Annotated in this window: 1 pseudogene; it reads right to left on the reverse strand. The window is 36.2% G+C overall.

Annotated features, from left to right (window positions below):
* Positions 1-64 precede the first annotated feature (64 nt).
* Positions 65-424 (reverse strand): annotated as a pseudogene (locus tag A6M14_RS00730) (GDP-mannose 4,6-dehydratase); the annotation flags it as partial.
* Positions 425-472 lie beyond the last annotated feature (48 nt).

Consider the following 472-nt stretch of genomic DNA (forward strand, 5'->3'; position numbering starts at 1 on the left):
CCGTTAGGTCAGGTGGCCTAACTTAAATAAAAAACTCTCCGACAAACCCGGTACGGTTCATAGTTTCTTCTAAAGAATTCCAATAATGACGACTTGCTTCTAGAAGTTGATACGTGCCAATAATATTCGTTTCAATAAAGGCAAAAGGGCCAGTAATAGAACGATCTACATGTGATTCTGCTGCTAAATGCATTACAGCATCAGGCTGATAATCTGCGAATAATTGATCTAAAGCGGTTCGATCACAAATATCTGTCTGGCTAAATGTATAACGCTCATTATTTGCAACCGAAACAAGTGATTCCAAATTACCCGCATAAGTAAGTTTATCTACGTTTAACACTTCATGATTCGTATTTTTTATTATATGTCTTATAACTGCCGAACCAATAAAGCCAGCCCCACCTGTAATCATTAAACGCATTTAATGTTCCTTATACCCACTATATTTATTCAATAGACTTCCTTCATA

It is taken from the genome of Acinetobacter portensis (genome assembly GCF_009372215.1).
GTDB lineage: Bacteria > Pseudomonadota > Gammaproteobacteria > Pseudomonadales > Moraxellaceae > Acinetobacter > Acinetobacter portensis.